The sequence below is a fragment of the Bradyrhizobium sp. SZCCHNRI3043 genome (assembly GCF_032377735.1).
Lineage (GTDB): Bacteria > Pseudomonadota > Alphaproteobacteria > Rhizobiales > Xanthobacteraceae > Bradyrhizobium.
The window spans coordinates 78,485-103,739 of record NZ_JAUHID010000009.1 but is presented as its reverse complement, the minus strand read 5'-3'; the positions used below and the strand labels follow the sequence as shown (position 1 = coordinate 103,739).

Genomic DNA, 25,255 nt, shown 5'->3' with positions numbered 1-25,255 from the left:
CTCGAAAGACGGAACGGGGGATAACTCGGAACCCCGGCTTTCGGCCTTGCCCCCTGCGGAAACCGCGCCTATAGCTCTGGCTTTAATGGCAACCTCTCCGAAATCGACTTTCGTCCTCGGGCACCGGCATTTGCTGGGAATCGAGGGCCTTTCCGCCCACGACATCACCGGTCTCCTCGATCTGTCCGAGGAGTATGTCGAACTGAATCGTCAGGTCGACAAGAAGCGCACCGTGCTGCGCGGCCGGACCCAGGTCAACCTGTTCTTCGAGGCGTCGACGCGGACCCAGTCCTCGTTCGAGATCGCGGGCAAGCGGCTTGGCGCCGACGTCATGAACATGTCGGTGTCGTCCTCGTCCATGCGCAAGGGCGAGACCCTGATGGACACCGCGGTCACGCTCAACGCGATGCACCCGGACATCCTGGTGGTCCGCCACCATGCGTCCGGCGCGGTCGAGCTGCTCGCGCGCAAGGTCGACGGCTCCGTGATCAATGCCGGCGACGGCGCGCATGAGCATCCGACCCAGGCGCTGCTCGATGCGCTGACGATCCGCCGCAACAAGGGCCGCATCGAGGGGCTGGTGATCGCGATCTGCGGCGACGTGCTGCATTCGCGCGTCGCGCGCTCCAACATCCTGCTGCTGAATACGATGGGCGCCCGCGTCCGCATCGTCGCGCCCTCCACGCTGCTGCCGCCCGGCATCGAGCGGATGGGCGTCGAGGTCGCGCGCGACATGCGCGAGGGCCTCAACGGCGCCGACATCGTCATGATGCTGCGGCTGCAGCGCGAGCGCATGAACGGCTCGTTCGTGCCGTCGTCGTCGGAATATTTCCAGTATTTCGGGCTCGATCAGAAGAAGCTCGCTTACGCCAAGCCAGACGCGCTGGTCATGCATCCGGGACCGATGAACCGCGGCGTCGAGATCGAGTCCATCGTTGCCGATGGCGCACAATCGCTGATCCGGGAACAGGTCGAAATGGGGGTTGCCGTGCGCATGGCCGTGCTCGAAGCACTGGCCCGCAACCTGCCCAACGCGTGATACAGAAGTCGGGACAAAACGCCATGCTGACCGACCGCCGCCCGATCCTGCTCGCCAATGCGCGCGTCATCGACCCCTCCCGCGACTTCGACGGCCCCGGCGACGTGCTGATCGCCGACGGCGTCATCCGCGACCTCAAGCGCGGCATCGGCGCGGCCGGCGTGCCCGAGGGCACCGATGTCGTCAACTGCGCCGGCAAGATCGTGGCCCCCGGCCTGATCGACATGTGCGCCTTCGTCGGCGAGCCCGGTCTGGGCCATCGCGAGACCTTCGCCAGCGCCAGCCAGGCGGCGGCGACCGGCGGCATCACCACCATTATCTGCCAGCCCGGCACCGAGCCGGTCATCGACAACTCGGCGACCGTCGACTTCGTGCTCCGCCGCGCGCGCGACACCGCCATCGTCAACATCCAGCCGATGGCGGCGCTGACCAAGGGCCTGCGCGGCGAGGAGATGACCGAGATCGGCCTCTTGCGCGCTGCCGGCGCGGTCGCCTTCTCCAATGGCCATACCAGCGTGATGAACGCGCAGGTGATGCGCCGCACGCTGACCTATGCGCGGGATTTCGACGCCCTGATCGTGCATCACACCGAGGATCCCAATCTCGTCGGCGAAGGCGTCATGAACGAAGGCGAGTTCGCCTCGCGGCTCGGCCTCTACGGCATTCCGCCCGCAGCGGAAGCCGTCGTGCTCGAACGCGACATGCGCCTGGTGGCGCTCAGCAAAGGACGCTATCACGCGGCCGCGCTGAGCTCGATCGACTCGCTCGACATCCTCAGGCGCGCCCGCGAGGCAGGCCTCACGGTGAGCGCGTCGGTCTCGATCAACCACGTCACCCTGAACGAGAACGACATCGGCCCCTACCGCACCTTCCTGAAACTGACGCCGCCGCTGCGCACCGAGGTCGACCGCCGCGCGCTGGTCGAGGCGCTGGCCTCGGGCCTGATCGACGTCATCATGTCGGACCACACGCCGCAGGACGTCGAGGTCAAGCGGCTGCCGTTCGCGGAAGCCGCGAGCGGCGCGGTCGGCCTTGAGACCATGCTGCCGGCGGCGCTGCGGCTCGTGCACAATGGCGAGCTGAGCTGGACGACCCTGATCCGCGCGATGTCGACCCGGCCCGCCGAGCTGCTCGGCCTGCCCGGCGGCACCCTGCGAGCGGGCGCGCCGGCCGACATCATCGTGATCGATCCCGACGTGCCCTGGATCCTCGATCCGGCCGACCTCAAATCGCTGTGCAAGAACACGCCGTTCGACGAAGCCCGCTTCACCGGCCGCGTGGTCCGCACCATCGTCGGCGGCCGCACCGTGTTCGAACATGTCTGACGCAAGGCCAAGCTCGGAAGGAGCGGTATGATGGGTTCCGAAGCCTTCCTGCCCCTCGCTCTCATCATCGGCTATCTCCTGGGGTCGATCCCGTTCGGCCTGATCCTGACCAGGCTGGCCGGCACGCAGGATCTGCGCAGCATCGGCTCCGGCAATATCGGCGCCACCAACGTGCTGCGCACCGGACGCAAGGGGCTCGCGGCAGCAACCCTGCTCGGCGACGCGCTGAAGGGCACGGCCGCGGTCATCATCTCCGGCTATCTCGGCGGCCCGAATGCCGCGATGATCGCGGGCCTCGGCGCCTTCCTCGGCCACTTGTTCCCGGTGTGGCTGAAGTTCCGCGGCGGTAAGGGCGTGGCGGTCTACATCGGCATTCTGATTGGCCTGTTCTGGCCCGGCGCCATCTTCTTCTGCCTGGTGTGGCTCACCACCGCGTTCGCGCTCCGCTACTCATCGCTCGCGGCACTCGTCGCCAGCGTGCTGACGCCCATCGTGCTGTGGGCTTTCGGTCACACCGCGCTGGCCGCCTTGTTCACCTTGCTCACACTGTTGCTCGTTTACATGCATCGCGAAAACATCAAGCGATTGCAGTCGGGCACCGAGAGCAAGATCGGGGCGAAGAAGTAGTCGCTCCGGACAAATACGGAGCAAATAGGGAAAACCTGTGCTGCGCCCTGATTTCACAGCGGCTGCACAGCAACACCGGCGATTCATCAGCTAATAAGTTAACGCGGGACTCTGGCGTGAATCATGATTGCCTGTCATGATTCCTGCATGTGGTTACGCAAGACCAATTCCAGCGGTTCGTCGGCCACGCACGATGACCGTACTGATCAGGCTCCGGCGCAGCAGAAGGCGGCCCCGGCCCGATCGAACGCCAGCCTGCTGCTCTCGGCCGCCGAGATCTGGTCGACCGGCATCACGGCCGCTACAGACCCGGCGCCCACGCCTGAGGCGATCGCGCCCGCTGCGCCGGTCATGCCGAACGTGGCACCATCCACCGAAGCATCCGAACCGCACCCTGCGCCGGAACGAGCCGATGTCGCGCCGGCCGTTGCCGAGATGATCATGGCGGCCACGAGCGCGTCCGTGATCAGCGAGACCAAGGCCGCGGAGACGCCCGAGCGAACGCTGGCGGAGACGATCGCAACGGTCACGCTGCCGCCACCACCCCGGACGTGGCCGCCGCGCAAGCTGTCGCTGGCTCTGCAGGGCGGCGGAACGTTCTCGGCCTTCACCTGGGGCGTGCTGGATCGCCTGCTCGAGGAGCCCGGTTGCGATTTCGACACCATCAGCGGCGCCAGCGCCGGCGCGGTCAACGCCGCGCTGCTCGCGAGCGGGCTCGTCGCCAAGGGCGGCCGCGACGAAGCCCGCAACCGGCTCGCTTTGTTCTGGACCCGGCTGATGGAGGAGGCGTCGTTCCGATCGCTGTTGGTGATCGGCGCATACTCGCCGGCAAGCAGCTCGGTGTCGTTCGGTGCGGGGCTGCGCGGCGGACGCGCCGACCCGCTCGATCTCGACCCGCTCCGCGACATCCTCCTTGAGACGATCGATTTCGACGCCGTGCAGGGCCCGGCCGCGCCCCGCCTGCTGATCGCGGCGACCCGGGCCCGTGACGGCCTGCCGCAGATCTTCCGCAATGCCGGCATCACGCCGGATGCGCTGCTCGCCTCCACCTGTCCCGCGCAACTGCACGCCGCTGTCGACATCGAGGGCGAGGCGTATTGGGACGGCAGTTACCTCACCAATCCGCCGCTGATCCAGATCGCGCATGAGTCCAGCGCCGCCGACCTGCTGGTCGTTCAGGTCACGCCCGCGCGCGACGGCAATGTCCCGATGACCTCGGCCGCGATCGATCGCCGTCTCGACCAGATCGCCGGCAATGCGGTCCTGAACGCCGAGCTCGCGGCGCTCGAATGGGCACGCAGCGACGGCCTGCATCCGCCGCGCGTTCATCGGCTTGCCGCCGAGGACGAGATCGAGGCCCTGGCTCAGCGCGATGCGACCGATCTCGGCAGCAGCTTCATCGAGTTGCTGTACCAGCGCGGACGCGACGCCGCCGAGCGCTGGCTGCGCGAGGCTCCGGTCGGCACCACGCCGGCCATCCAGGGCGATCAGCCGGCGCTGTCGTCTCCGATATCCGCGTCCGAGGATGTGCGCGACGTCGCGCCGGCGTAGCGCGCCCTCTTCCCTGCGTCCTCGGGTTGCTCCATTCTAGTCCTCGGTAAAGGGGGCTTTGCGTGGATGCCATCAACACGACGATCGAGCTGAGCGACACCGAGCGGCGCGACCGGCTGCGCCTGATCCGGTCCGACAATGTCGGCCCGCGCACCTTCCGCTCGCTGCTCGACCATTTCGGCACCGCGCGCGTAGCGCTCGACCGGCTGCCCGATCTGGCACGCCGCGGCGGCGCGGCCGGAGCCGGCCGGATCTGCACGGTCGGCGAAGCCGAGGCCGAACTCGAAGCCTGCAAACGGCAAGGCGTCGAACTGCGGGCGCCGGACGAGGACGGCTATCCGCCCCGCCTCGCCGCCTGCGAGGATGCGCCTCCGCTGCTCGCGGTGCGCGGCGCCCGCGAGACGTTGATGCGCCCGATGATCGCCATCGTCGGCTCGCGCAACGCCTCGGCCGCCGGACTCAAATTCGCGGGCCAGATCGCCCATGAGCTCGGCCAAGCCGGCTTCGTCATCATCTCTGGCCTCGCCCGCGGCATCGATCAGGCCGCCCATCGCGCGAGCCTCGGCAGCGGCACGGTCGCGGTGCTCGCCGGCGGCCATGACCGGATCTATCCGCCGGAGCACGTCGACCTGCTCGGCGCCATCATCAGTGGCAGCGGCGCCGCGATCTCCGAGATGCCGCTCGGACACGAGCCGCGCGCCCGCGACTTTCCCCGCCGCAACCGGCTGATCTCCGGCGCCTCGCTCGGCGTCGTCGTCGTCGAGGCCGCGCATCGCTCGGGCTCGCTGATCACGGCGCGCATGGCCGGCGAACAGGGCCGCGAGGTCTTCGCCGTCCCGGGCTCGCCGCTCGATCCCCGCTGCGCGGGCACCAACGATCTCATCAAGCAGGGCGCCGCGCTCGTCACCGAAGCCGCAGACATCATCCAGGCCGTCGGCCCGATCATGGAGCGGCCGCTGCCCTTTTCGCTGCGCGAGCCGGACGAGGAGTTGTTCGCCCCCGATCCCGAAAGCCACGACCGCGCGCAGATCACAGCCCTGCTCGGCCCGACGCCCGTCTCGATCGACGACCTGATCCGGATCAGCGGTCTGTCACCCGCCGTGCTGCGCATGGTGCTGCTCGAGCTCGAGCTGGCGGGCCGCCTGGAGCGCCACGGCGGCGGGATGGTGTCGCTCACCTAGCACTCAGTCGGCATCCTTGCGTGCGTCGAAGTGCGTGCGTGCCCGCTCGATCTGCTCCTGGTGCTGGATGGCCCAGTGCCCGAGCGCCTGCACGGGCTGCGACAGGCCGCGGCCGAGATCGGTCAATTCATAGTCGACCCGCGGCGGGATGGTCGGAAAAACCGTGCGCGTCACCAGCCCGTCGCGTTCGAGGCCGCGCAGCGTCAGGGTCAGCATGCGCTGGGAAATGCCGCCCACGAGGCGCTTGAGCTCGTTGAAGCGCTTCGGCCCGTCCTGCAGCATCATGATGACGAACACGCTCCATTTGTCGCCGACGCGCGCCAGGATCGAGGCGACGCCCCGGCAATCATTGTGCTCCGGCCCAGCCGGCAGGTCAGGATCAGGGCTGTTCGCAGGTGTCATGGCTGTGCCCGAGTTTCAAAAATGTGCGTTCTTGTGGGGTTACATCACAGTCACTCATAGTGCGCCAGTTACAAACCAATACCAAGGTGACTGACCGATGACCCAACTCCTTCATGTCGACTCCAGCGTGCTCGGCCCCCACTCCGTCAGCCGTCAGGTGTCCGCCGCAATCGTCGCGCGGCTCCGCCAGCTGACGCCGGACCTCGAGGTCACCTATCGGGATGTCGCCGCAGAACCGCTGTTGCATCTGTCTGGCGCGCATGTCGCGACCATGCGCGGAGGAGCGGCAGCGGATCCAGCCATCGAGGCGGACATCACGTCCGGTCAGGCTGTCCTGGACGAATTTCTCCGCGCCGATACCGTCGTGATCGGGGCTCCGATGTACAATTTCTCCATCCCGAGCCAGCTCAAGGCATGGATCGACCGCATCGCGGTCGCGGGCAAGACCTTCAAATATGGCCCGAACGGCCCGGAAGGGCTCGCCGGCGACAAGCGCGTGATCATCGCGATCTCGCGCGGCGGCCGTTATGGCGCGGATACGCCGATGGCCGCCTTCGAACATCTGGAGACCTATTTGCGCGGGGTCTTCAGCTTCATCGGCGTCAAGGATCTCACATTCATCGCGGCCGATGGCGTCCAGATCGGGCCGGAGCAGCGCGAGCAGGCGCTCGCGACGGCGCTTCAGACGGCCGGCGATCTCGCTGCCTGATCGAGACGGTGGCTGCCGCCGGCAGCCACCGTCTTTCACCGTGACGAGGCCTCGCCACATGCTGCTCTCTGGCGCCTACCCCCGATAGATCGGCGCACCGGCCGGTGAGCTCGTGGCGCCGCCATCGACGAACAGCTCCTGCCCCTGGATGTGCGCGGCATCGTCCGACGCCAGGAACAGCACGGTGCTGGCGATATTCTCCGGCTCGCCGATATGGCCGAGCGGCGTGGTCGCCGCGATCCTTGCCTCGAACGTCTTCTCAGCCTCGGGCGTCGCGACCGCGGCGCCCCAAATCGGCGTCCGGATCGCGCCCGGCGCAACCACGTTGACGCGGATGCCGCGCGGCGACAGCTCCGACGCCAGCACCCGGGCCATCGCGCGCACCCCAGCCTTGCTCGCGGCGTAGGCCGAATAGCCGGGATTGCCCAGCACCGAGATCACGGAGCCATTGAGGATGATCGAGGCGCCGTCCTTGAGATGAGGCAGCGCCGCCTGAACGGTGAAGAACACGCCCGTCAGATTGGTGCGGATCACCTGCTCGAACACCTCGGGCCTGGTTGCTCCGGCCGGGGTCGCGCCGGGGATGCCGGCATTGGCGAACAGGATGTCGAGCTTGCCGAAGCGCTCTGCGGCGCGGGCGGCCGCGGCCTCGGTCGCGGCGATGTCGGTGGCATCGGCCACCAGCGCCAGCGCGTTCGGCCCGAGCTCGCGCGCCGCAGCCTCCAGCCGCCCGGCATCTCGCCCCGTGATCGCGATCCTGGCGCCTTCGGCGACGAAGCGCCGGGCGGTCGCAAGCCCGATGCCGCTACTGCCGCCGGTAATCAGTGCCGTCTTGTTTGCAAGCCTCACGCCCGCCTCCAAATGGTTGCATAATTAAACCGATAGACGACATAGGCCGATCGGTTTTATAATGCAACCACACAAGCGCGTGAGCAGACGCCGGTGCGGCCAGGCTACCAGCCGTCCCGCGGGTGACAGGACAAGGATGACGTGATGGTCAAGCGCACCAGTCTGGAAGGCGACGCCTGCCCGATCGCGCGGTCGCTGGATGCGATCGGCGACTGGTGGTCGCTGCTGATCATCCGCGATGCCTTTCTCGGCGTGCGCCGCTTCAGCGCATTTCAGCGCAGCCTCGGCATGGCGAAGAACATCCTTACGGTGCGACTGCGGGCGCTGGTCGATCGTGGCATCCTGACCACCGAGCCGGCCGCGGATGGCAGCTCCTATCGCGACTACGTGCTGACGCCGAAAGGCCGCGGCCTGTTTCCGATCCTGGTCGCACTGCGACAGTGGAGCGAGGAATTCGACGAGCACCCGGACGAGATCGCCACCGCGCTCGTCGACCGCGCGAACCGCAGGCCGGTTTGCAAGCTGCTGCTGACTGCGGAGGACGGCCGGACGCTGGCGCCGGAGGAAACCGCTCTCGCCCCGCGCTGAGCGCGGCTGGCCGTCAGCAGAGCCTGTGGCGGCTGCGCAGCCTGAGATGCTCCTCGGCCTCCAGGTTCGCCATGCGCAGCAGGTAGTCGAGCATGTCAAGGTGATGGCGCTGCGCCAGATGCGACAGGCTGGCCGTCACCTCGGCGATCAGCGCCGCCGCGGCGTCGGGGTCCTCCACCGTCACCTCGACGTCCGGGTCGCTTTTGTCCACTGCCTTGGCCAACAACCGTCACCCAGCATAAGGAATTTGACGAAAAACAACCTCAAAAGAGCACGATTCTCATCGTGCTCCGTACAACCTGATAGGTACTTCGCCGGTCGAACGCAATCGCCTTTCAACATCCCTCGATTTGACAGGAACCCCCTCACCACCCATGTTCGGGTCAACGCAGCCGGCGCGAATCCCGCGAAGCCAGCTTCAATCCTTCCACTAAGCCATTGGAAATACATGAATATCGTCATCGTGGAGTCGCCTGCCAAGGCCAAGACGATCAATAAGTATCTGGGCTCCTCCTACGAGGTTCTGGCCTCTTTCGGTCATGTCCGCGACCTTCCGGCCAAGAACGGTTCCGTCGATCCGGACGAGAATTTCCGCATGATCTGGGAGATCGATCCCAAGGCGGCCGGCCGACTCAACGATATCGCCAAATCGCTGAAGGGCGCTGACCGGCTGATTCTCGCCACCGACCCTGATCGCGAGGGCGAAGCGATTTCCTGGCATGTGCTGGAGGTGTTGAAGGAGAAGCGTGCGCTCAAGGATCAGAAGATCGAGCGCGTCGTCTTCAACGCCATCACCAAGCAGGCCGTCTCGGAGGCGATGAAGCATCCGCGCCAGATCGACGGCGCGCTGGTCGACGCCTACATGGCGCGCCGCGCACTCGATTACCTCGTGGGCTTCACTCTCTCTCCCGTGCTGTGGCGCAAGCTGCCGGGCGCCCGCTCGGCCGGGCGCGTGCAGTCGGTCGCGCTGCGCCTCGTCTGCGATCGCGAGCTCGAGATCGAGAAGTTCGTCCCGCGCGAATACTGGTCGCTGATCGCGACCTTGGCGACGCCGCGCGGTGACACCTTCGAGGCGCGCCTCGTCGGCGCCGACGGCAAGAAGATCCAGCGGCTCGACATCGGCACCGGCGCCGAAGCCGAGGATTTCAAGACCGCGCTCAACGCGGCGAGCTACACGGTCGCGACCGTCGACGCCAAGCCCGCGCGGCGCAACCCGCAGGCCCCCTTCACCACCTCGACGCTGCAGCAGGAGGCGAGCCGCAAGCTCGGCTTCGCGCCGGCGCACACGATGCGCATCGCGCAGCGTCTCTATGAAGGCATCGACATCGGCGGCGAGACCACCGGTCTCATCACCTATATGCGAACCGACGGCGTGCAGATCGACGGTTCGGCGATCACCCAGGCCCGCAAGGTGATCGGCGAGATCTACGGCAACAAATATGTGCCGGACAGCCCGCGCCAGTACCAGGCCAAGGCCAAGAACGCCCAGGAAGCGCATGAAGCGATCCGCCCGACCGACCTGTCGCGCAAGCCGGCCGATCTACGCAAGCGGCTCGATGACGACCAGGCCAAGCTCTATGAGCTGATCTGGACCCGTACGATCGCGAGCCAGATGGAATCCGCCGAGCTGGAGCGCACCACCGTCGACATTATCGCCAAGGCGGGCGCCCGCACCCTGGAGCTGCGCGCGACGGGCCAGGTCATCAAGTTCGACGGCTTCCTCGCCCTCTATCAGGAAGGCCGCGACGACGAGGAGGACGAGGACGGCCGCCGCCTGCCGCAGATGAGCCCAGGCGAGCCGCTGAAGCGGCAGAATCTCGCGGTCACCCAGCATTTCACCGAGCCGCCGCCGCGCTTCTCCGAAGCCTCGCTGGTCAAGCGCATGGAAGAGCTCGGCATCGGCCGACCCTCGACCTATGCCTCGATCCTGCAGGTGCTGAAGGACCGCGGCTATGTGAAGCTCGAGAAGAAGCGGCTGCACGGCGAGGACAAGGGCCGCGTCGTCGTCGCGTTCCTGGAGAACTTCTTCCGCCGCTACGTCGAGTATGATTTCACGGCGGATCTCGAGGAGCAGCTCGACCGCATCTCCAACAACGAGATCGCCTGGCAGCAGGTCCTGAAGGATTTCTGGACCGGCTTCATCGGCGCCGTCGACGACATCAAGGACCTGCGCGTGGCGCAGGTGCTCGACGCGCTCGACGAGATGCTCGGGCCCCACATCTATCCGCCGCGCGACGATGGTGGCGATGTCCGGCAGTGCCCGACCTGCGGCACCGGACGGCTCAACCTCAAGGCCGGCAAGTTCGGCGCCTTCGTCGGCTGCTCGAACTATCCGGAATGCCGCTACACCCGCCCGCTCGCCGCCGACAGCGAGGCGACGGCCGATCGCGTGCTCGGCCAGGATCCGGACACCGGCCTAGACGTCGTCGTCAAGGCCGGCCGCTTCGGCCCCTACATCCAGCTCGGCGAGCAGAAGGATTACGCCGAGGGCGAGAAGCCGAAGCGCGCGGGCATCCCGAAAGTGACGTCGCCCGCAAGCCTCGAGCTCGACTATGCGCTGAAGCTGCTGTCGCTGCCACGTGAGGTGGGCATCCATCCGGAGACGGGCCTGCCGATCATCGCCAATCTCGGCCGCTTCGGGCCGTTCGTGAAGCACGACAAGACCTATGCGAGCCTGGAGGCGGGCGACGAGGTGTTCGACATCGGCCTCAACCGCGCGGTCACGCTGATTGCCGAGAAGATCGCCAAGGGCCCGAGCAAGCGCTTCGGCGCCGATCCCGGCAAGGCGCTCGGCGACCATCCGTCGCTCGGCCCCGTCGCCGTCAAGGCCGGCCGCTACGGCGCCTATGTCACCGCAGGCGGCGTCAACGCCACCATTCCCGGCGACAAGGAGAAGGACACGATCACGCTGGCGGAGGCGATTGCGTTGCTCGACGAGCGCGCCGCCAAGGGCGGCGGCAAGAAGGCCAAGGGCAAGGCTGCGAAGCCGGCCAAGGCTGCCAGCAAGGCCAAGCCGAAGACCGGCGGTGACGACGACACGCCGAAGCCGGCGAAAAAGGCCGTGGCGAAGAAGGCGGCCGCCAAACCGAAATCAGACTCCACCAGCAAGGCGCGTGCGCCGGTCGCCAAGGCCGCCAAGACCTCGGCCAAGCCTGCGACCAAGGCGACGCCCAAGAAAAGCGCCGGTAAGGCCCGCGGATGAGAAAATGACCCAAAAGCGCGACATCGGCTTCCCTTCGCGGGAGGCCATCGTCGCCTTCATCCGCGCCAATCCGGGCAAGGTTGGCACCAAGGACATCGCCCGCGCATTCGGCCTGAAGAACGCCGATCGCGTCGCGCTCAAGCAGTTGCTGCGCGAGCTCGTCGCCGACGGCACGGTGAAGAAGAGCGGCCGCAAGAAGGTCGTCGAGACCGCGACACTGCCGGCCACGCTGGTCGCCGACATCACCGGGCGCGACAGCGACGGCGAATTGATCGCCAAGCCGGCCGAATGGGACGAGGCCGAACAGTCCGAGCCGCCGCGCATCCGCATCCACACGCCGCGTCATGCCGGGCCGGGCTCGGCCGCCGGCGTCGGTGACCGCGCGCTGCTGCGGGTCGAGCCGATCAAGGATGCCGAAGGCGTGGCCTATCGCGGCCGCGTACTCAAGGTGCTCGATCAGGCGCGGCCGCGCGTGCTCGGCATTTTCCGCAGCAATCCCGGCGGCGGCGGCCGCCTCATTCCGGTCGACAAGAAGCAGGCCGGCCGCGAGCTCTCCATCGCGCCCGCCGACACCAAGGACGCCAAGGACGGCGATCTCATCAGCGTCGACCTTCTGCGTGGCCGTGGCTATGGCCTGCCCGCAGGACGCGTGAAGGAGCGCTACGGCTCGGTCGCCACCGAGAAGGCGATCAGCCTGATCGCGATCCATGCCCACGAGATCCCGATGGACTTCTCGGCCGCGGCGGTGGCCGAAGCCGAAGCCGCGCAGCCCGCGACCTTGAAGGGCCGGGAGGACTGGCGCGAGCTGCCGCTGGTCACGATCGATCCGCCGGATGCCAAGGACCACGACGACGCCGTTCATGCCGCGCCCGACCCCGATCCGAACAATGTCGGCGGCTTCATTGTCCACGTCGCCATCGCCGACGTCGCCTACTACGTGCGGCCGGGCTCGGCGCTCGATCGCGACGCGCTGATCCGCGGCAACTCGGTCTACTTCCCCGACCGCGTGGTGCCCATGCTGCCGGAGCGCATCTCCAACAATCTGTGCTCGCTGGTGCCGGGCGAGGCGCGCGGCGCGCTCGCCGTGCGCATGGTGCTCGGCGCCGACGGCCGCAAGCGGTCGCACTCGTTCCACCGCGTGCTGATGCGCTCGGCCGCAAAACTGTCCTATGCGCAGGCGCAGGCCGCGATCGATGGCAAGCCGGACGACGTCACCGGTCCCCTGCTCGAGCCGATCCTCACGCCGCTTTATGCGGCCTATGAGGTCGCCAAGCGCGGCCGCGACGCGCGCGATCCGCTCGACCTCGACATCCCCGAGCGCAAGATCCTGCTCAAGACCGACGGCACCGTCGATCGCGTCGTCGTGCCGGAGCGCCTCGACGCCCACAGGCTGATCGAGGAGTTCATGATCTCGGCCAACGTCGCCGCGGCCGAACTGCTGGAGAAGAAGGCGCTGCCCCTGATCTACCGCGTGCATGACGAGCCGACGGTGGAGAAGATCCATGCGCTGCAGGAGTTCCTGAAGACCCTCGACGTGCCCTTCGCCAAGAGCGGCGCGCTCAGGCCCTCGCTGTTCAACCGCGTGCTGACCCTGGTCGCCGGCCAGGACTACGAGCATCTCGTCAACGAGGTCGTGCTGCGCTCGCAGGCGCAGGCGGAATATTCGACGGACAATTACGGACATTTCGGCCTGAACCTGCGCCGCTATGCGCATTTCACCTCGCCGATCCGCCGCTATGCCGACCTCGTCGTGCACCGCGGCCTGCTGCGCGCGCTGGGCCTCGGCGACGGCGCCCTGCCCGACAGCGAGACGCCGGATCATCTCGCCGAGGTCGCGGCGCAGATCTCGGTCACCGAGCGGCGCGCGATGAAGGCCGAGCGCGAGACCGCCGACCGGCTGATCGCCCATCACTTGGCCGACCGCATCGGCGCTACCTTCCAGGGCCGCATCTCCGGCGTCACCCGCGCGGGCCTGTTCATCAAGCTCGACGAGACCGGCGCCGACGGCCTGGTTCCGATCAGGACCCTCGGCACGGAATATTTCGACTATGACGAGACGCGGCACGCGTTGATCGGCCAGCGCAGCGGTGCCATGCACCGGCTGGGTGACGTCGTCGACGTGCGTCTGGTAGAAGCTCAGCCGGTGGCCGGCGCGCTGCGCTTCGAGCTCCTGACCCAGGCGGATGTCCTCGTTTCGCGGCATGGCCGCCGCGACCGGTCGAAGAGCAAGACGACCGTCAAGGCGAAGAGCAAGGCGACCAAGCGGGCCAAATCCGAGGCTCGTCCGAAGCACGAAGAAAAAAGCCGCAAGAAAAGCCAAAAGGCAGGGGCAAAACGCAAGCCCGGCACATCGAAGAAAGGCAGATCATGGACGCCATGAGTTCAACGCCCCACGCAATGCCGCAAACCTGGACACGTGACACCGGCCTCGCCGAGAAGCGCGACGTCTGGACCGCGATGAAGCGCGGCCTGCGCTGCCGCTGCCCGCGCTGCGGTGAGGGCAAGCTGTTCCGCGCCTTCCTGAAAGTCGCCGACAACTGCGACCGCTGCGGCCAGGATTTTTCCGGCCATCGCGCCGACGATCTTCCCGCCTATCTCGTGATCGTCATCGTCGGCCACATCATCGTGCCGCTGGTGCTCTCGATCGAGACCAACTACGCGCCGCCGGTGGCGCTGCAACTCGCGATCTATCTGCCGGTGACCTTGGTCGCCGCGCTCGCCTTGATTCAGCCGGTCAAGGGCGCCGTCGTCGGGCTGCAATGGGCGTTCCGCATGCACGGCTTCGACGACAATCCGGTGGAGGGCATTCCACCGGTGTGAGCATTCGACCGATCGACGAGCAAGGAAAAAAGCGGGGAGGACATGAGCGAGACGGCACAGGCGACCGGCGCGCCGGCGGGCAAGCCCGCCGAGAAGGAAGCGGACCACCATCCCTACACCAAGCCAAGGGATGCGGCGACGCTGATCCTGGTCGATCGCAGCAGCACTGTGCCGAAGGTGCTGGTCGGCAAACGCCACGACAAGGTCGTGTTCATGCCGGGCAAGTTCGTCTTCCCCGGCGGCCGCGTCGACAAGACCGATCACCGCATCCCGGTCGCAGCGCCCATGCCGGCCGAGCTCGAAGCCAATCTGTTCAAGGGCAAGCCACAGACGACGGCGTCGCGCGCGAAGTCGCTGGCCGTCGCCGCGATCCGCGAGGCCTGCGAGGAAACCGGTCTCTGCCTGGGACGCAGGGTCGACGGCCCCGCACCGAAGCTTGAAGGTCCTTGGGCGCCATTCGCGCAGGCCGGCCTCCTGCCCGATCCCTCCGGCCTGTTCCTGATCGCCCGCGCCATCACCCCGCCCGGCCGCATCAAACGCTTCGACACCCGCTTCTTCACCGCGGATGCCTCCGCCATCACCCACCGCGTCGACGGCGTGATCCACGCCGATGCCGAGCTGGTCGAGCTGGTCTGGGTCGAGCTCGGCTCCAAGCCGCTCGCCGATCTGCACCCGATGACCAGGAACGTTCTCCACGAGTTCGACCGCCGCCTCGCCACCGGCCCGCTCCGCCACGACGCGCCGGTGCCGTTCTTCCATTTCTATGGCGGCAAGATGCAGAAGGACGTGCTGGGCGGTTGAGGCAATCCTCGGGATAGCGCCGCTACGATGCTCGGTCGTGAATGATCGCGGTCACCTCGATCTCGACGCGCGCCGTCGCAGGCGTGAGGCCTGCGACCTTCACGAGCGTGCTTGCAGGCCGAATCGTCCCGAAGGCTTCGCTATGCGCAAGGGCCACCGCATCGGTATCCGCCATGTCGGTCAAGTACACGACCGTACGCACCACGTGACGGAGCTCCGCTCCCGCCTTCTGCAGCGCTTCGGCGATAAGGCCGATTACGCTTTGCGCCTGCGCGTAGACGTCGCGATCCAAATCAGGACCGCGCGCAGTCGTTCCGGAGACGAAGATTTGCTCGCCAACGCGGACCGCGCGCGCATAGCCATAGACGTCCTCGAACGGATAGCCTGAGGAGATGTTCAGCCGGTCTGACACGCCGATGGCTCCCTTGTGAATGAGTGCGAAAGGCACTGTTGCCGTTCGTCCCTGCCAGAGGAGCAGGATACTCGGTGGATGCTGGTCGCGGCGAGTGGGCGGTCCACCCCCACAACAAAGTGTCGTCCCAGCGAACGCCGGGACCCATACCGCGGAATCTTTCGATCGGCCCGGATGGTCGAGACTGTGCCTCACATTCCCTTCACGGAGTATGGATCCCGGCGTTCGCCGGGATGACACCGTTGTTTGGATCGCTTGCTCGGCACGTCATTGGAATGAGCGTGCTACGTCCGCCACCAAAAACGAAATCGTGTTCTGCCGCCGATTGCTGACACGCATGGGCCGAGTTCCTATCTGCCCAAGACAGCAACCATCCGCGGACGACCCTTCATGGCCCCACGTCAACTCAAGCTCGGCGCTTTCATGCGCCCGGTCTCCATCCACACCGGCGCGTGGCGCTATCCCGGCGCCTGGCCGGACGCCAATTTCAACTTCGCGCATCTGAAGCAGCTGATCCGGAAATTGGAGGCCGGCAAGTTCGACGCCTTCTTCATGGCCGATCACCTGGCCGTGCTGAACATGCCGATCAATGCGCTGAAGCGCAGCCACACCGTGACCTCATTCGAGCCGTTCACGCTGCTCTCGGCGCTGTCGGCGGTCACCGAGCATATCGGGCTGATCGCGACGGGATCGACCACCTTCGACGAGCCCTATCACGTCGCCCGCCGCTTCGCTTCGCTCGACCACATCTCCGGCGGCCGTGCCGGCTGGAACATTGTCACCACGTCGAATCCGGATGCCGCGCTGAATTTCGGCCTCGACGATCACATGGAGCACGCCGAGCGCTACAAGCGGGCCCGCGAGTTCTACGACGTCGTCACCGGCCTGTGGGATTCGTTTGCCGACGATGCCTTCGTGCGCGACGTCGAGAGCGGGCTGTTCTTCGATCCCGACAAGATGCACGTGCTCGATCACAAGGGCAAATATCTGAAAGTCCGCGGCCCGCTGAACATCGCCCGTCCCGTGCAGGGCTGGCCCGTCATCGTGCAGGCGGGCGCCTCGGAGGACGGCAAGCAGCTCGCGGCCGAGACGGCGGAGGCCGTGTTCACCGGCGGCGGCAGCCTCGCCGACGGACAAAAGCTCTATGCCGACATCAAGGGCCGCATGGAAAAGGTCGGCCGCGATCCGGAGCATCTGAAGATCCTGCCCGGCGCCTTCGTCGTGGTCGGCGACAGTGTCGACGAGGCCAGGGAGAAGCGCGCTCTGCTCGACAGCAAGGTGCATTACGACAGCGCCATCGCCTCGCTCTCGGTCATCCTCGGCACCGACGCCTCCGGCTTCGATCCCGACGGCCCGCTGCCTGATATCCCCGAGACCAACGCCTCCAAGAGCGGCCGCCAGCGCCTGGTCGATGTCGCCGCGCGCGACAAGCTCACGGTGCGGCAACTGGCGCTGCGGGTCGGCGGCTATGGCGGTCTGTCCTTCGTCGGCACCGCGAGGACGATCGCCGACCAGATGCAGGAGTGGCTGGAAAGCCGTGGGTCGGACGGTTTCAACATCATGTTCCCATTCCTGCCGGCCGGGCTCGACGACTTCGTCGACAAGGTGATTCCCGAGCTGCAGCGCCGCGGGATCTTCCGGACGGCGTATGAGGGGCCGACCTTGCGGGACAATCTCGGCCTGCCCCGACCGAAAAACCGCTTCTTCGCGGCCTAGGGCCCCCAGAATCTGGCCCTCAAACCTTGACTTTGGGGACTGGCTGGGTAGGTTGCCCGCCAACGGCGCCCCCTCTTTGGCCGGTGCCCACCCCCGATCCCGATTCCAGAGGTTCAAGACATGGCCAAAGCGGTCACCATCAAGGTCAAGCTCGTGTCGACGGCCGACACCGGCTTCTATTACGTTGCGAAGAAGAACTCGCGCACCATGACCGACAAGATGGTCAAGAAGAAGTATGACCCGGTTGCGCGCAAGCACGTCGAATTCCGCGAAGCCAAGATCAAGTAAGATCGCGGTCTGCTGCGACTTCAACGGGGCCGTTTCGGCCCCGTTTTTTATTGCGCGCGATGCAGCCACTGGATGCGGCCGGAGCCGTCCCGCATCGGATCGGTCCACTCGCCGCGGTCGAATCTCCGTTCCCGACTTAAGGAGCCATCAACCAAACCTGTGCGATTTTGGGGTAGCGACGCACCCGCGAGTCTCGCAGCGTCTCCCTCCTTATCTTACCGGCAGACCAGCGATGACCGATCTTCAGACTTTGCAATCCCGTCTCGATTTTATCGGCATCGACAATGCGACCAGAGAGGCGCTGCGGGAGCTGCGGCCGCTGATCGGCAAGGTGCTGCCTGGGCTGCTGGAGCAGTTCTACGCCCATGTCGGCAAGTACCCGCATCTCGCCAAGATGTTCTCCACCCCGGCCGCCATGCGGCACGCCAAGCAGGCCCAGCACGATCATTGGATGTCGCTGGCGACCGCGAAGTTCGACGATGCCTATGTGAAGTCGGTGACCCGGATCGGGATGGCCCACAACCGGATGGGGCTGGAGCCGCGCTGGTACATCGCCGGCTATTCGCTGATCGTCACCGGGCTGCAGAAGGCGATCGAGACGGAGATCGCGGACGGCTGGTTCGGGGGCCAGTCGGCGCGCGAGAAGAAGGCCGCACTGCAGGCTGCGATCACCAAGGCGGCGATGATCGACATGGATCTCGCCATCTCGGTCTATCTCGATGCGGCCAAGACGGAGCAGCACGTCGCGATGCAGCGCATGGCCGACGAGTTCGAAGCCACCGTCGGCCAGATCATCAACAAGGTTCATGCCGACGCGCGCACGCTCGAGGTCTCGGCCAACACGCTGACCAAGACCGCCGAGCAGACCCAGCAGCTGTCGTCCAGCGCCGCTTCCGCCTCGGGCCAGGTCTCGACCAACGTGCAATCGGTCGCCTCGGCCGCGGAGGAAATGACCTCCTCGGTCCATGAGATCGGCCGCCAGGTCAGGGAATCGACCACCATCGCCAAGGAGGCCGTGCGCCAGATCGAGCAGACGGACGTCGGCATCAGCGAGCTGTCGCGCACCGCCGAGCGTATCGGCGACGTGCTCAAGCTGATCACCTCGATCGCCGCCCAGACCAACCTGCTGGCGCTGAACGCCACCATCGAGGCGGCGCGCGCCGGCGACGCCGGCCGCGGCTTCGCGGTGGTTGCCTCCGAGGTCAAGGCGCTGGCGTCGCAGACCGCCAAGGCCACCGAGGAGATCGGTCAGCAGATCGAAGGCATCCAGAACGCGACGCAGTCCTCGGTCGCCTCGATCAAGCAGATCGGCGGCACCATCCAGCAGATCTCGGAGATCGCCGCCGGCATCGCCGCCGCCGTCGAGCAGCAGGGCGCGGCGACGGGGCAGATCTCGCGCAACGTCCAGGAGGTCGCCGGCGGCACCGCGCGCGTCGCCGGCAACATCGGTGACGTCAGCAAGGGGGCCAGCGCCACCGGCACCGCCTCGTCCCAGGTGCTGTCCTCCGCGCACTCGCTGTCGCGGGAGAGCGATCACCTCAAGGACGAGCTGGACAAGTTCCTGCGCAAGGTGCGCGCGGCGTAGCCGTGTTCAGCTGAACCGTCGAGCGCATCAGCGCGAGCGTCATAGCCACTCTTCCGCGCCGTAAGATCGGCGGATCACGCTGGGCTGATCCGCCGGACGCACCAGGCGTGCTACATCCCGTGGCTCTGGAACACCGCCGCGCAGCGCTTGCTCAGCTTGGCCCGGTTCTGCGTCAGACAATTCTGGACCCCGAAGTCGTCGCCGAGCTGAGTGCGGCAGAAGCGCTTGGCGTCGGGTGCGCACGCCTTCTGCTCCTGCGGCGTGCCCATATGGGCCAGCGCGAATGACGGCAGAACGGACAGCGACACGGCAACCGCAAACATCAGCTTCTTCATCGGGGCTCCTCCTTGGGGCCCAGACAAACGCCTGCGGCGGCGGGCGGTTCCGACGACGTTCGATGCAGAACGGCCGCGCATCGCCCTGCGCTGGTCCGCTCCTCAGACCGCAACCGGACACGCGTGCGACAGCGCGGCGCGGGCGAGCAGCCGCGTCGAGTCCAACGTCGGCAAGGACGAGTTGGTGTCATCGATGATGAGCGGAATTTCGGTGCAGCCGAGCACGACCGCGTCGCAGCCCCGCGCCTTCAGCCGCACGATGATCGCCTGAAACGCGGCGATGGATGATGGCTCGAAGCGGCCGCAGACGAGCTCGTCCATGATGATGCGGTTCGCCGTGATACGGTCGGCCTCGTCCGGGCGCTCGAAGGCGAGGCCGTTCGCGGCCAGGCTGTCGGGATAGACATTGCTGTCGACGAGCCATTTCGTGCCGGTGATGCCGACACGCCGATAGCCTCTCCTCGCCGCCTCCTTGGCGACCTCATCGGCGATGTGCAGCCACGGCAGCGGCGAGCGCGGCAGCACGAGCGGCAACGCCTGGTGGATGGTGTTGTCCGGGCAGATCAGGAAATCCGCGCCGGCCGCCGCGAGCTTGCGGGCCGAGGCCAGCATCAGCTCGGCCACGCCTGCGAGATCGCCGCGATCGAGACATGTCACGTAGTCGGCGAGCGACGGCGTGTGCATCGACACCTCGGGATGCGCATGCGGCCCGAGGACGCCGGCTCCCTCCTTGCAGATGGTGCGATAGCAAAGCGCGGCGCCCTCGGCGGAGCAGCCGACGATCCCGATATGTTGCGTCATCTGACATGGCCTCCTCTCGCGATTCTCCGCGGATGATGGTCGAGAGACGCTCGATCTCTCCTCCCTCATTGCGAACGCAGCAATCCAGGCTCGTCCCGCAGACGGACTCTGGATTGCGTCGCTGCGCGCGCAAGGACGTTGTGGCAACGGCTCGCTGAGCAGGCAAGCCCGCGCTTTGGAACAAGCCATGGCATCGCGAGGGCGGATCACGCGGATCCGCCCTGCCGACGACCACCGTAACGTCGAGCGCCGGCTCGCGCGCAGCTACATCACGCCGCGGGACATCATCAGATGCGCCGTGCTCCGCTTGAACCGTTCGAGAGCGCGGTGCGCGGCGATGTGGTCGATGTCGCCTCGAGTCAGGCCGATATCAATCAGTTGCGCCTCGCTCAGGTCACGCAGATCGACTCTCATCCGCCTGAGCCGGCGGCCCTCCTGAAACACCAGCCAATAGCGCGCCAGCCGGCCGAGCAATCCCGGCGCTGCTGCGCCCGGCGGCCCGGCGGCGTCCTTTTCCGACACCGCATCACGCAGCACCGTGATGGACGCGGACGGTCGCGGCGCGGCTTGCACGCCACGCACAGCGTTCGTCGCTGCGGCCATGGGACGATCGAGACCGGGAGCGGCGCCATCGCGCGCGATCTCGGCAGTGAGGTTGGTCTGGGGCGGCATCGGATGCTCCTGCTGTTGTGCCGGCAGGGAGCGTGGCCAAACAAAAGGCCCCGTCCGATGCCGGCGGGGCCTGGTGGAATGATCGTGTCGTCGAAAACCTAGCGCACGACTCCTCCCACGGCCCGGCTGCAGCGGGTCGTATGTTTGCGGTTGGAGCGGCGCACGACATTGATCATGGTTTGTAGCTACCACGATGATTGCGCCGGATCAAGGCATGTAGTTCCTGCGCTCGCAGATGAGCACCTATGCGAGGCTTGTGTTCTGCCGAACTCCGCGCACACGACGTCTCCGGCAGAAAGTGTCCAGAAGGAAGCGCGATCTCACCTCCGTCACTGCGAGCGCAGCGAAGCAATCCAGCGTCGTGTGCGGGACCCTGGATTGCTTCGCTGACGCTCGCAATGACGTCGCGGCGACCATCTCGCGCTGTTGGTCGACCGTCCCTGCATCGCCACGGCCTGCGACCGACTACATTCCCCTCCGCGAGACGCCGCCCAGATATCGTGGGTCGTCCCTCAGGCTCTCGAGCATCCGCAGCGCGGCGATGTGCTCGATCTCGGCACGCGTGATGCCGATATCCGTGAGTTCGCGTTCGCTCAGCTCATACAGGCTGTCTCGCACATTCTTGCGGCGCTGCCGTTCTTGAAGGGCGCGCCAGCACCAGCCGATCAGGCGGATGACCAGCCAAGTCGGCGTGGCCGGCGGACCGGCCGCGTCCTTTTCCGACAACACCTCTCGCAAGGCTGCGATCGACGCTTCGGACTGCGTCGATGGCTGCACGCTGCTGATCGCGCCAGTGACTGATGCGATCGAGAGATCGACGTTGAGCCCTGACACGTGCGCAGCGTCGATCGTCGCGTTGGTCTGATGGGGTGGCATCCTGTGCTCCTGCTGTTATGCCGGCAGGGAGCGTGGCCAAACAAAAGGCCCCGTCCGATGCCGGCGGGGCCTGGTGAGAACATCGCGTCGTCGATCTCCTAGCGCGCGACTCCTTCCATGGCCCGGCCGAAGCCGGTCATGTGATCGAAGTTGACGATGCGGATCGATGTGCTCATGGGACCTGGATACCACCAATATCGGATAAAATCAAGAGCTGTTCCGTATGATGGCACATCTCTGAGGCGAGTATTTCGAACCGATGAGTTTGCGACGTGTCGTAGGGCGGATTAGCGCAGCGTAATCCGCCATTACACGGGCGGACAAGCGGCGGATTACGCTGCGCTAATCCGCCCTACGCAGTTTATCCGCCCAGCCGACGTTCGGGGCATCCCCTTGCAACCCACCCCGCAGCATCGCCCCAACCGATGACGACGTCGTGGTGATTACAGCAGAGGAGGTAACTGGCGTCCTTGTCGGAGACGTAAAATTCCATTGGCGGGCACTCCTCCAGGACACGTAGCAGATCCGCCCCGTTACGGAATGTCCAACACGCGCTCGCCCCCGCCACAATCATCACACATTCGCGCCTGCCGACATACGTCGGGATCAGTTGCCATCCGTCCGTCCTGTGCAGGCCCTGGGGCGCCTCGGAATTGTCCCAGGGCACGTGACCAAGAACATTCACACCGAGACGATCGCGTAGCAGCATCGCCATCGCACGCCGCTGCTCATCATCGAGCAAAGCAGCGACGACCTGTGTTTCGTTGATTGCCCGGGAGATATGGTCAAGCATCGTGATGCTGTTCCAACTGGCCCGATATCGCCTCGCAGGTGTTCCAGCGGATCACGCCGCGCAGATCCACCCTACGGCACTGCCCGAGTGGCTATGAAACGATCCTCGATGAAGCCAGCCAACCAGGCGGCAACACCTCCCAACAGTCCCATCACAAAGGGGTTGGCTTCGACGCCGAAGACGTGAAGGATCGGGAGTCCGCACACCATCAACCCACCAGTCAGAGCGCCAATACGAAGCGGCCTCATCTGTTTCCCCTGAGATCGCGGATGACCTTGGTAACGCATGTTAGCACGAGATAACTGAAGCTCGTAAGCCTATCAACGCCAGCGTGAAAATCATTGGTCATCCTGGAGCTTCGCGCGATCGGAAGTCGATCCTGTCCTCGGCAGTCTCCGGGACTGTCCTGCTCCGAAATACGAACTTCTCAAATAATCTCAACGTGATCGCCGTGGCCGCTCTCCGACCCGCATTTCTCACTTTCTTTTTTTCAGAATACATGCTACACGTCGCCCATCCCACCTCGCCACGAGGGGCGCATCGCGATCGTCACGAGCGTGAGGTGGGCTGCGGTGGGCGTGTCGGGTTGCAGCGTGGCTTGTCCGCGCCGACGAACGATCCGGTTTGCACGGTCAAGCCGTGTGGTCCTGGCCTCCCGATGCTGAGGCCAAGCGGGCGCTGCGACGAAGCGCGCTCGCGACGGGGGCAAGAACGCCGGTCCCCGGGGAGAGCACGGAGTAGGCCGTAAAGCCATCGCGCAGGGAGGGCCGGATGTCCGGCTCGTACCTGTGGTTCTGCCGCGTGCTTTTTGTTGCACGCGGACCATGGGTGCGACCAGCACCCGGCCTTCCCTGCGCCCTCTGTTCTTGAAGAGGGTTTTGACTGGCAAAGCTCGGGCGCGGGATGCGCGGCGAGGACGACATGTCATGTACGGAAGCCTGCCGGCCTACCCCGCCGTTACTTTGGCGCAGCGACGTCGAACGCACGCCCGATGACCTGCGCGCTTGGCCGTCCTTCGAGACGCACGCCTGCGGCGCGCTCCTCAGGACGAGGTCCGTGGTCTTGGTGCGATCTTGGAGAGGTCTTGGATACGTCTTGGATAGGTCTTGGCGAAGCTCTCAACCCTCATGCTGAGGAGCGCCGCTTGCGGCGCGTCTCGAAGCACGAGGCCCGGAGCGGCTCGATGGCAGATGGAGGCCGTTGGACAGATGCGCCGCAGCTTCAGCCGAGGACAGAAAGATCGGAGCCACCCTGCCCCTCAGCGGCCGCGGCCGGCGGCTTGCGGCAGGAACGGCGCCGGTTGATGCACGGGGGCGATCGCCACCGCGCGGTTGCGGCCCTCGTTCTTGGCGCGGTAGAGCGCATTGTCGGCGCGCTTCATGACGTCGGCGATCGGCTCGCCCTTCTGCTCCAGGGTCGACAGCCCGATCGAGGTCGTGACCTCGATGCGCTTCTCGCCCTTGTGCACCGAGAACGGCTCGTTGGCGACCGAGCGCCGCAGCCGCTCGGCGACCATGCCGGCGACGTGCAGATCGGTCTCGGGCATCACGATCACGAACTCCTCGCCGCCATAGCGGCAGGCGAGATCGATGCCACGGATCGACTTGCGCACCCGCATCGCGAACTCGCGCAGCACGTCGTCGCCGGCATCGTGGCCGTAATTGTCGTTGATCGACTTGAAGTAGTCGATATCGAGCATCATCAGCGCCAGCGGTTTGCCGCGGCTCGCCGCCTGGTCGGCCAAGGTCGCCAGATGCGTCTCCATGTAGCGGCGATTATGCAGGCCGGTCAGCGCGTCGGTGATCGCCATCTCGATCGAGTTCTGCACGTTGTCGCGCAGGTGGTCGGTGTAACGGCGCTTGCGGATCTGGGTGCGCGCCCGCGCCATCAGCTCGTTCTTGTCGACCGGGCGCAAGAGATAGTCATTGACCCCGATTTCCAAGCCGCGCAGCAACCGCGAATTGTTCTCCGCCTCGGCGATGGCGAGGATCGGCACGTGCCGGGTGCGCTCCAGCGAGCGCAGCTGGCTGCACAGCCGCAGGCCGTCGTAGTCGTTCAGATCGAGCGAGACGATGACGAGGTCGTAATTGCCTTCGGCGGCGTTGAACACGGCCTCGGCGGGATTGGTCTCGACATCGACGGCATGCTCGGTCGCCAGCATCGGCCCGAGCCGCTCGTAGGACGACGGCCGGTCGTCGACCAGCAGCACCTTGCCGCCCCTGCCGCCGTCGGCGACAGCGTTGCGCTCGGGCGCCTGCACGCCGATCTCGAGCGAGGTCAGCGCGCGCATGCGCAGCTCGTCGGTCATCATCTTCAGCCGGGTCAGCGAGCGCACGCGCGCGATCAGCACGACGTCGGAGACGGGCTTGGTCAGGAAGTCGTCGGCGCCGGCCTCCAGGCCGCGCACGCGGTCGGACGGGCTGTCGAGCGCCGTCACCATGACCACCGGAATGAAATGCGTGGCCGGATTCGACTTCAGCCGGCGGCAGACCTCGAAGCCGTCCATGTCCGGCATCATGACGTCGAGCAGGATGATGTCGCATTCGGCGCGCTGGCAGATCTGCAGCGCCTCGGCGCCGTTCGCGGCGGTCAGCACGTCGAAATACTCGGCCGACAGCCGCGCCTCCAACAGCTTGACGTTGGCCGGGACGTCGTCGACCACAAGGATACGCGCGGACACTGC

24 protein-coding genes are annotated in these 25,255 nt (G+C 66.3%); 14 read left to right on the top strand and 10 right to left on the bottom strand.

Annotation, left to right across the window (positions count from 1 at the left end; genetic code table 11):
• Nucleotides 1-85: 85 nt before the first annotated feature.
• The 5 genes from QX124_RS19485 to dprA all read left to right on the top strand — a co-directional run bounded on the left by QX124_RS19485 (nucleotide 86) and on the right by dprA (nucleotide 5,723).
• Nucleotides 86-1,039 (top strand): aspartate carbamoyltransferase catalytic subunit, encoded by a 954-nt coding sequence (locus tag QX124_RS19485; protein ID WP_315740287.1) that lies wholly within the window; start codon nucleotides 86-88, stop codon nucleotides 1,037-1,039.
• Between the two features lie 23 nt (nucleotides 1,040-1,062).
• The gene (locus tag QX124_RS19480) at nucleotides 1,063-2,364 is read left to right on the top strand and encodes a dihydroorotase (protein ID WP_315798004.1); all 1,302 of its coding nucleotides are present in this window, start codon (nucleotides 1,063-1,065) and stop codon (nucleotides 2,362-2,364) included.
• Between the two features lie 30 nt (nucleotides 2,365-2,394).
• A complete protein-coding gene (plsY, locus tag QX124_RS19475) occupies nucleotides 2,395-2,991 on the top strand; it encodes a glycerol-3-phosphate 1-O-acyltransferase PlsY (RefSeq protein WP_315784501.1) in 597 nt (198 codons plus the stop codon).
• A 147-nt stretch (nucleotides 2,992-3,138) separates the two neighbouring features.
• Nucleotides 3,139-4,542 carry a patatin-like phospholipase family protein gene (locus QX124_RS19470; RefSeq protein ID WP_315798003.1) on the top strand — a complete coding sequence of 468 codons (1,404 nt, stop codon included), beginning with the start codon at nucleotides 3,139-3,141 and terminating at the stop codon, nucleotides 4,540-4,542.
• A 62-nt stretch (nucleotides 4,543-4,604) separates the two neighbouring features.
• The gene (gene dprA, locus QX124_RS19465) at nucleotides 4,605-5,723 is read left to right on the top strand and encodes a DNA-processing protein DprA (protein WP_315798002.1); all 1,119 of its coding nucleotides are present in this window, start codon (nucleotides 4,605-4,607) and stop codon (nucleotides 5,721-5,723) included.
• Between the two features lie 3 nt (nucleotides 5,724-5,726).
• Here the strand turns inward: dprA and QX124_RS19460 are convergent, their stop codons facing one another.
• Complete coding sequence (locus QX124_RS19460; RefSeq protein WP_315775215.1) at nucleotides 5,727-6,125, bottom strand: helix-turn-helix domain-containing protein; 399 nt, start codon at nucleotides 6,123-6,125, stop codon at nucleotides 5,727-5,729.
• 97 nt (nucleotides 6,126-6,222) lie between these two features.
• Here QX124_RS19460 and QX124_RS19455 point away from each other — a divergent pair, with 97 nt between their 5' ends.
• Nucleotides 6,223-6,834 (top strand): FMN-dependent NADH-azoreductase, encoded by a 612-nt coding sequence (locus QX124_RS19455; RefSeq protein ID WP_315740293.1) that lies wholly within the window; start codon nucleotides 6,223-6,225, stop codon nucleotides 6,832-6,834.
• Between the two features lie 75 nt (nucleotides 6,835-6,909).
• On the opposite strand, the gene QX124_RS19450 is transcribed toward QX124_RS19455, so the two are convergent.
• Complete coding sequence (locus QX124_RS19450) at nucleotides 6,910-7,683, bottom strand: glucose 1-dehydrogenase (RefSeq protein ID WP_315740294.1); 774 nt, start codon at nucleotides 7,681-7,683, stop codon at nucleotides 6,910-6,912.
• A 144-nt stretch (nucleotides 7,684-7,827) separates the two neighbouring features.
• Here QX124_RS19450 and QX124_RS19445 point away from each other — a divergent pair, with 144 nt between their 5' ends.
• Complete coding sequence (locus QX124_RS19445; protein WP_315798001.1) at nucleotides 7,828-8,271, top strand: helix-turn-helix domain-containing protein; 444 nt, start codon at nucleotides 7,828-7,830, stop codon at nucleotides 8,269-8,271.
• A 13-nt stretch (nucleotides 8,272-8,284) separates the two neighbouring features.
• On the opposite strand, the gene QX124_RS19440 is transcribed toward QX124_RS19445, so the two are convergent.
• Nucleotides 8,285-8,494: a hypothetical protein gene (locus QX124_RS19440; protein WP_315740362.1), complete on the bottom strand. Its 210-nt coding sequence runs from the start codon at nucleotides 8,492-8,494 to the stop codon at nucleotides 8,285-8,287.
• Nucleotides 8,495-8,719: 225 nt separating this feature from the next.
• Here QX124_RS19440 and topA point away from each other — a divergent pair, with 225 nt between their 5' ends.
• Genes topA through QX124_RS19420 form a run of 4 tightly spaced genes read left to right on the top strand, consistent with a single transcriptional unit; the run spans nucleotide 8,720 to nucleotide 15,094 of the window.
• Nucleotides 8,720-11,473 carry a type I DNA topoisomerase gene (gene topA / locus QX124_RS19435; protein ID WP_315798000.1) on the top strand — a complete coding sequence of 918 codons (2,754 nt, stop codon included), beginning with the start codon at nucleotides 8,720-8,722 and terminating at the stop codon, nucleotides 11,471-11,473.
• 4 nt (nucleotides 11,474-11,477) lie between these two features.
• Nucleotides 11,478-13,853, top strand: coding sequence for a ribonuclease R (gene rnr / locus QX124_RS19430; protein ID WP_315797999.1), 2,376 nt, complete (start codon nucleotides 11,478-11,480; stop codon nucleotides 13,851-13,853).
• Entirely contained in the window at nucleotides 13,850-14,293 is a 444-nt protein-coding gene (locus QX124_RS19425) for a DUF983 domain-containing protein (protein WP_315740298.1), read from the top strand. The genes rnr and QX124_RS19425 overlap by 4 nt, the downstream gene beginning before the upstream one ends.
• 42 nt (nucleotides 14,294-14,335) lie before the next feature.
• Nucleotides 14,336-15,094 carry an NUDIX domain-containing protein gene (locus QX124_RS19420; RefSeq protein WP_315797998.1) on the top strand — a complete coding sequence of 253 codons (759 nt, stop codon included), beginning with the start codon at nucleotides 14,336-14,338 and terminating at the stop codon, nucleotides 15,092-15,094.
• 22 nt (nucleotides 15,095-15,116) lie between these two features.
• Here QX124_RS19420 and QX124_RS19415 read toward each other — a convergent pair whose 3' ends face one another.
• Nucleotides 15,117-15,506 carry a RidA family protein gene (locus QX124_RS19415; RefSeq protein WP_315740300.1) on the bottom strand — a complete coding sequence of 130 codons (390 nt, stop codon included), beginning with the start codon at nucleotides 15,504-15,506 and terminating at the stop codon, nucleotides 15,117-15,119.
• A 390-nt stretch (nucleotides 15,507-15,896) separates the two neighbouring features.
• On the opposite strand from QX124_RS19415, the gene QX124_RS19410 reads away from it, so the two are divergent.
• The 3 genes from QX124_RS19410 to QX124_RS19400 all read left to right on the top strand — a co-directional run bounded on the left by QX124_RS19410 (nucleotide 15,897) and on the right by QX124_RS19400 (nucleotide 19,095).
• Nucleotides 15,897-17,222, top strand: a complete 1,326-nt coding sequence (locus QX124_RS19410) for an LLM class flavin-dependent oxidoreductase (RefSeq protein ID WP_315797997.1) — start codon at nucleotides 15,897-15,899, stop codon at nucleotides 17,220-17,222.
• 120 nt (nucleotides 17,223-17,342) lie between these two features.
• Complete coding sequence (gene rpmG / locus QX124_RS19405) at nucleotides 17,343-17,510, top strand: 50S ribosomal protein L33 (protein ID WP_015666342.1); 168 nt, start codon at nucleotides 17,343-17,345, stop codon at nucleotides 17,508-17,510.
• A 232-nt stretch (nucleotides 17,511-17,742) separates the two neighbouring features.
• A complete protein-coding gene (locus tag QX124_RS19400; RefSeq protein ID WP_315784518.1) occupies nucleotides 17,743-19,095 on the top strand; it encodes a globin-coupled sensor protein in 1,353 nt (450 codons plus the stop codon).
• A 110-nt stretch (nucleotides 19,096-19,205) separates the two neighbouring features.
• On the opposite strand, the gene QX124_RS19395 is transcribed toward QX124_RS19400, so the two are convergent.
• The 6 genes from QX124_RS19395 to QX124_RS19370 form a co-directional block, all read right to left on the bottom strand.
• A complete protein-coding gene (locus QX124_RS19395; RefSeq protein ID WP_315740303.1) occupies nucleotides 19,206-19,430 on the bottom strand; it encodes a hypothetical protein in 225 nt (74 codons plus the stop codon).
• A 102-nt stretch (nucleotides 19,431-19,532) separates the two neighbouring features.
• Nucleotides 19,533-20,231, bottom strand: a complete 699-nt coding sequence (locus QX124_RS19390; RefSeq protein ID WP_315784520.1) for an aspartate/glutamate racemase family protein — start codon at nucleotides 20,229-20,231, stop codon at nucleotides 19,533-19,535.
• Nucleotides 20,232-20,495: 264 nt separating this feature from the next.
• Entirely contained in the window at nucleotides 20,496-20,903 is a 408-nt protein-coding gene (locus tag QX124_RS19385) for a DUF1127 domain-containing protein (protein ID WP_315740305.1), read from the bottom strand.
• Between the two features lie 465 nt (nucleotides 20,904-21,368).
• A complete protein-coding gene (locus tag QX124_RS19380; RefSeq protein WP_315797996.1) occupies nucleotides 21,369-21,680 on the bottom strand; it encodes a DUF1127 domain-containing protein in 312 nt (103 codons plus the stop codon).
• 460 nt (nucleotides 21,681-22,140) lie between these two features.
• On the bottom strand, nucleotides 22,141-22,572 hold the full coding sequence (locus tag QX124_RS19375; RefSeq protein WP_315797995.1) for a hypothetical protein: 432 nt from the start codon (nucleotides 22,570-22,572) through the stop codon (nucleotides 22,141-22,143).
• A 1,258-nt stretch (nucleotides 22,573-23,830) separates the two neighbouring features.
• Complete coding sequence (locus tag QX124_RS19370; RefSeq protein WP_315740307.1) at nucleotides 23,831-25,252, bottom strand: PleD family two-component system response regulator; 1,422 nt, start codon at nucleotides 25,250-25,252, stop codon at nucleotides 23,831-23,833.
• Nucleotides 25,253-25,255: the final 3 nt, after the last annotated feature.